This window comes from Desulfovibrio sp. 1188_IL3213 (genome assembly GCF_036763145.1).
Classification (GTDB): domain Bacteria; phylum Desulfobacterota; class Desulfovibrionia; order Desulfovibrionales; family Desulfovibrionaceae; genus Desulfovibrio.
In genome coordinates, this window is sequence record NZ_JBAIYR010000159.1 from 1 (window position 1) to 5,041 (window position 5,041).

Below are 5,041 nucleotides of genomic sequence, written 5' to 3' on the forward strand. Positions count from 1 at the left end.
CACGGCCCGAGCCGGATTCCGCATCCGGACCGTCATGGGGCAGATGCAGGCAGACCTCAAGGGTAAAGCAGGCTCCGCTGCCCGGCGAAGACTCCACGCTGATATCCCCGCCCATGCGACGCGCAATGGTACGCGCGATATACAGGCCAAGTCCCGTACCCGGCGCACCCGCAGCGTCGCTGCCCCGCTGGAAGCTTTCAAAAATGCGCTCGGCGTCTTCTTCGCGCAGTCCCGGCCCTGTGTCCTGCACCAGGATCCTGAGGCGCAGACGGCTGGAACCGTCTTCGCCCTTTTTACCGTCATGGTCCCCGCCCGGCTTCACACAAATGCGCACCCGGCCCAGATCGGTAAACTTTACGGCATTGCTCACGAGATTGCCCAGGGCCTGACGCAGGCGAAAACTGTCGCCAGCCACGACGTCCGGCAGGGCGCGATCCACATCCAGATCAATATCCAGCCCCTTGGCCTCGGCCACGGGGCTGTACAGGGCCACGCAGTCAGACAGACAGGCGCGCAGGCTGAACGGCTCCATGCGCAGATGCAGAACGCCCTGTTCCAGGGTTGCATGATCCGTAATGTCGCGCACCATCTCCAGCAGGGCGCTGCCCGCCTGGGTGAGATAACGCAGGGCCTTTTTGCGATCCCGCTCCGACACGTTCTGGCACTGCAAAAGTTCGCTCATGCCCAGAATGGCCGTGAGGGGCGTGCGCATGTCGTGGCTCAGACGCGCCATAAAGGCGCTTTTCATGCGGCTGGCCTCTTCGGCCAGCCAGCGCCGCCGCGTAAGGTTGAGCGTCAGACCGCCGATAGCCAGCACGCCGGTAAGAGCCAGCAGACCATAAAGCATGCGCATGTTGCGCTGCTGCAAGGCCGCATTGTGCAGATACGCCTCGCCGTCCTGGCTGACGCTTATGCCTCCGAGCACCTCGCCCACATTGCGGCTTACGTGGCAGCGCAGGCAACTTTGCTGCGCCACAAGCACGCTCAAAAGACGCAGTTTTCCGTGGCTGCCCGGCTGGGGGGCGCTGAAAACCTCCCGCGCCCCTACGGTACACTGGCTCAGGGCTTCATTTTCCCAGGCGTCAGCCAGGTTTTCCGGCCGCAGGGGCATATTGCTGATAATACCGATCTCTATGCCCGGTTCGGAATTGCGCTCGGCCAGCTGACGGCTCATATAGGCAGGATTTATGAGCACCAGGGTGCGCCCGTCGCCGGTGGCGACGGTGCGCTCCCCTTCCGGCAGCCACGGATTCGGCTTGCCGTATTCACTTTCAAGCACATAAACGCCACCGTGGGCAGCATTCCAGTTGCGGGCATCCATAAGCTGGCGCGCCACAGTGGAAAGCCTTGTGTGCTCCAGCTCAAGCCGGTGCGCCTCATCAACGCGCAAGGCCTGGCGGTACAGGCCTGTCGTAAAAACGAGCCATAAAAAGCACGCCAGCAAGGGCAACCAGATAGCGGAACGATTTTTTTTATTGTATATAGAAACCATAATGACCTCGGAAAGAGGTGTTACGTGCTCACAGAGTTGTCATAATTTTCTGAATCCTGTCATGTTTATCTGAACAACTCAATCCCGCCAAGCGCCTTCAAAAAACATAGTTTTGCAACATATTGCAATAAAAGAATTTTTTATTTGTGCTTTTTTATACACACTGGTACGCTTCTTGAAGCGCTGAAAAAATATTTCGTCCGCCGCAGTGGCGGCACGGAAGGGCGGTCTGCCTGAATCCAATGACCGCCCGGCGGCCGCAAACGGCTGCCTGCGCCCCACCCGGGCGAAATCCGGCCCTGAAGAGCGGTCTTCAGGGCGCATTTGCACTAGGAGCGAGCGAAGGAGGCTCTATGGGTACACCCCGCAATGGACCCTGGCTGAAGTGGCTGTTGGGCGGCGTTGCGGCGGGCGTGGTACTAATGGGAGTTCTGGCCTATGCCATGACAACCACTGACCAACGGCCGTTTTGCGCCAGTTGTCATATCATGCAGGAGGCTGCCGTGACCCAGAAAATGGGAACACACGCCAATCTTTCCTGTAATGACTGCCATGCCCCGCACAATCTTTTGGTCAAGCTGCCGTTCAAGGCGCAGGAAGGGCTGCGCGACGTGGTGGGCAATATTATGGGACACGACATTCCGCGTCCCCTGAGCTTGCGCACCCGCGACGTGGTGAACGCGAACTGCAAGGCATGCCATACCCAGACCAACATCAACGTAGCCAGCATGGATGCCAAGCCTTATTGTGTGGACTGCCACAAGGGCGTGGCCCACATGCGCATGAAGCCCATCAGCACAAGGACGGTAGCCTATGAATAAGCGAATTGTGACCACGGCCCTGGCGTCGGCCATGCTGCTGGGCGTAGTTTTGCTCAGCGGCTGTCAGGATGTTTCCACGGAGCTGAAGGCCCCCAAATACAAAACGGGCATTGCTGAAACGGAAACCAGGATGTCGGCTTTCAAGGGCCAGTTTCCCCAGCAGTATGCTTCGTACATGAAGAACAACGAAGACAAGATCATGACCGACTACAAAGGGTCGGTTCCCTATCACAAGAATGATAATGTGAATCCCCTGCCCAAGGGCTTCAAGCATGCCCAGCCCTATCTGAAAAATCTCTGGCTGGGCTATCCTTTCATGTATGAATATAATGAAACGCGCGGCCACACCTACGCCATTGACGACTTTGTCAACATTGACCGCATCAACCGCTTTGCGGCCGACGGCAAGGGCAACCTGCCCGCCACCTGCTGGAACTGCAAAACCCCCAAGATGATGGAATGGGTGGCCCAGTACGGCGACAAGTTCTGGTCTATGGACGTCAACGAATTCCGCGCCAAAGACAAAATCAGCGCGCATGATGAAACCATAGGCTGCGCCAACTGCCACGACCCCGCCACCATGGAGCTGCGCCTCTACTCCGAGCCGCTTAAAGACTGGCTCAAGCGCAGCGGCAAGGACTGGCAGAAGATGAGCCGTAACGAAAAACGCACCCTGGTCTGCGCCCAGTGCCATGTGGAATACTACTTCACCCACAAGGACAACGGCCCGGCCGCAAAGCCCGTCTTCCCCTGGGACAACGGCTTCAACCCCGAAGACATGTACCAGTACTACAAGGGCCACGGGGCCAAGGGACCTGACGGCAGGCCCGGTCCCTTTGCGGATTGGGTACACGCTGCCTCCAAGGTTCCCATGATCAAGATGCAGCACCCCGAATATGAAACCTTCCAGGACGGCCCTCACGGCGCGGCCGGTGTTTCCTGCGCGGACTGCCACATGCAGTACGTGCGTGAAGACGGCAAAAAGATCTCCAGCCACTGGATGACCTCGCCCATGAAGGACCCCGAAATGCGCGCCTGCCGCCAGTGCCACGCCGACAAGACCGGCGAATACCTGCGCCAGCGTGTGCTGTATACGCAGCAGAAGACCTTTGACCAGCTGCTCAAGGCTCAGGAAATGTCCGTCAAGGCTCACGAGGCCGTACGGCTTGCCAATGCCTATGAAGGCCACCGCGCCGCCAACTACGAAGCCCTTATGGCCGAAGCGCGCGACATGGTGCGCAAGGGCCAGCTGTTCTGGGACTACGTTTCGGCTGAAAACAGCGTGGGCTTCCACAACCCGGCCAAGGCTCTTGATACGCTCATGACCAGTATGGAATGCAGCCAGAAGGCCGTTGACCTGGCCACCGAGGCCACGGACTTCGGCATCGCTCCCGCCCTTGCCGGAGACATCAAGAAGCTGGTTCCGCCCATTCTTACCCTGAGCCGCAAGCTCCAGCAGGACCCGGAATTCCTCAAGCAGAATCCCTGGACCAAGCTGCTGCCCGCGCTGCCCAAGGCCGAACAGGTATGGGAAGGCCAGAACCGTCTGACCTCGCAGGCCGGGCAGGACAAGTAAGTTTCAACCGGCCATAACCTCCTGCGGGCAAAAGCCCGCAACCAACCCCGCCCGGCGATGCCCCGCATCGCCGGGCGGCCTGTTTTTCCACCACACAGGCGCTCCGGTCACCGCGCAAAAAATATCGGTGGCCGCAGGGACGGCAGCCTGAGCCCCTTGCTTGCTGCCGCCATCTTTTCTATACATGACAAGGGCAGTCCGAAAACGGGCACAGCGTCACGCGTTCAACCACCCTACTGACGCCGCTTCCCGCGCGGGCGGCGCGCAAGCGAGGCAAAACCAATGAAAAAGAAACTGGAACCCGGCCTTTCCGCGACATCCGAAATCACGGTCAGCGAATCCATGCTGGCCTGTAACGTGGGCAGCGGCCTGGTGGAGGTTTTTTCCACAGCCATGATGATCGCATGGATGGAGGCCACGGCCGTGGCCGCGGTGCAGGGAGTTCTGGATCACGAGGGCCTGGGCATGACCACCGTGGGTACAAAGGTGGACATTTCGCACATGGCCGCCACCCCCTGCGGCATGAAGGTCACCTTTAACGCCGCGCTTGTGGGCATGTCTTCCAACGGCAAGGGACTGACATTCAAGGTCAGCGCCCGCGACGAGGTCGGACTTATCGGCGAGGGGCTGCACGAGCGCGTGGTGGTACACAAAGAAAAATTCGAAAGTCGCACCCGCGACCGCCAGTACTGCGGCTGCTGATGCAAGGCCGCGCATGGGTATGGGGAGCCTGTGGCCTGAGCGTCATGCTGCTGCAAAAAGGGCCAGAGCAATTTTACTTTGAAGCCGCTCTGGCGGCTGCGTGAGTAAGTGCAATTTATTTGCGCTGTTAAGCCCCGAAACAAGCGTGTTTTAAACTTTGAGAATGTCCGTTCTCAAAGTGACTCTGCTCCAAGAGCCGTAGCGGGCGTGTATCTTGGGCTTTGAGAATGTTGATTCTCAAGCTTGATCTCTGTAGCAGATCAGTAGGCTTTCGCGATAAAAATTGCTATCCTGACTTGTCCGCACAGCCGGGCACGAGGAGAAAACCATGAACGACCTTACTTTTATAGGCATATCCGGCAGCCTGCGCCGCGCGTCCCGCAATACCGGCCTGCTGCGCTGCTGCGCCGCGCACCTGCCCGAAGGGGTACGCATGGAAACGGCGGACAT

General features: G+C 59.0%; 5 protein-coding genes. 3 read left to right on the top strand and 2 right to left on the bottom strand.

Features of this window, described 5'->3' with window-relative positions; all coding sequences use genetic code 11:
* Window positions 1-1,492 (bottom strand): ATP-binding protein (locus V6C16_RS07820; RefSeq protein WP_333542975.1); only part of this gene is annotated, 1,492 nt, incomplete at its 3' end.
* 353 nt (window positions 1,493-1,845) lie between these two features.
* Here V6C16_RS07820 and V6C16_RS07825 point away from each other — a divergent pair.
* Together V6C16_RS07825 and V6C16_RS07830 are read left to right on the top strand one after the other, a co-directional pair.
* Window positions 1,846-2,313 (top strand): cytochrome c3 family protein, encoded by a 468-nt coding sequence (locus V6C16_RS07825; protein WP_333535853.1) that lies wholly within the window; start codon window positions 1,846-1,848, stop codon window positions 2,311-2,313.
* Window positions 2,306-3,889 (top strand): ammonia-forming cytochrome c nitrite reductase subunit c552, encoded by a 1,584-nt coding sequence (locus V6C16_RS07830; protein WP_333535854.1) that lies wholly within the window; start codon window positions 2,306-2,308, stop codon window positions 3,887-3,889. Before V6C16_RS07825 ends, V6C16_RS07830 begins: the two co-directional genes overlap by 8 nt.
* Before the next feature lie 3 nt (window positions 3,890-3,892).
* On the opposite strand, the gene V6C16_RS07835 is transcribed toward V6C16_RS07830, so the two are convergent.
* Window positions 3,893-4,075 (bottom strand): hypothetical protein, encoded by a 183-nt coding sequence (locus tag V6C16_RS07835; protein WP_333535855.1) that lies wholly within the window; start codon window positions 4,073-4,075, stop codon window positions 3,893-3,895.
* 96 nt (window positions 4,076-4,171) lie between these two features.
* On the opposite strand from V6C16_RS07835, the gene V6C16_RS07840 reads away from it, so the two are divergent.
* Window positions 4,172-4,591: a thioesterase family protein gene (locus V6C16_RS07840; protein WP_333535856.1), complete on the top strand. Its 420-nt coding sequence runs from the start codon at window positions 4,172-4,174 to the stop codon at window positions 4,589-4,591.
* Window positions 4,592-5,041: the final 450 nt, after the last annotated feature.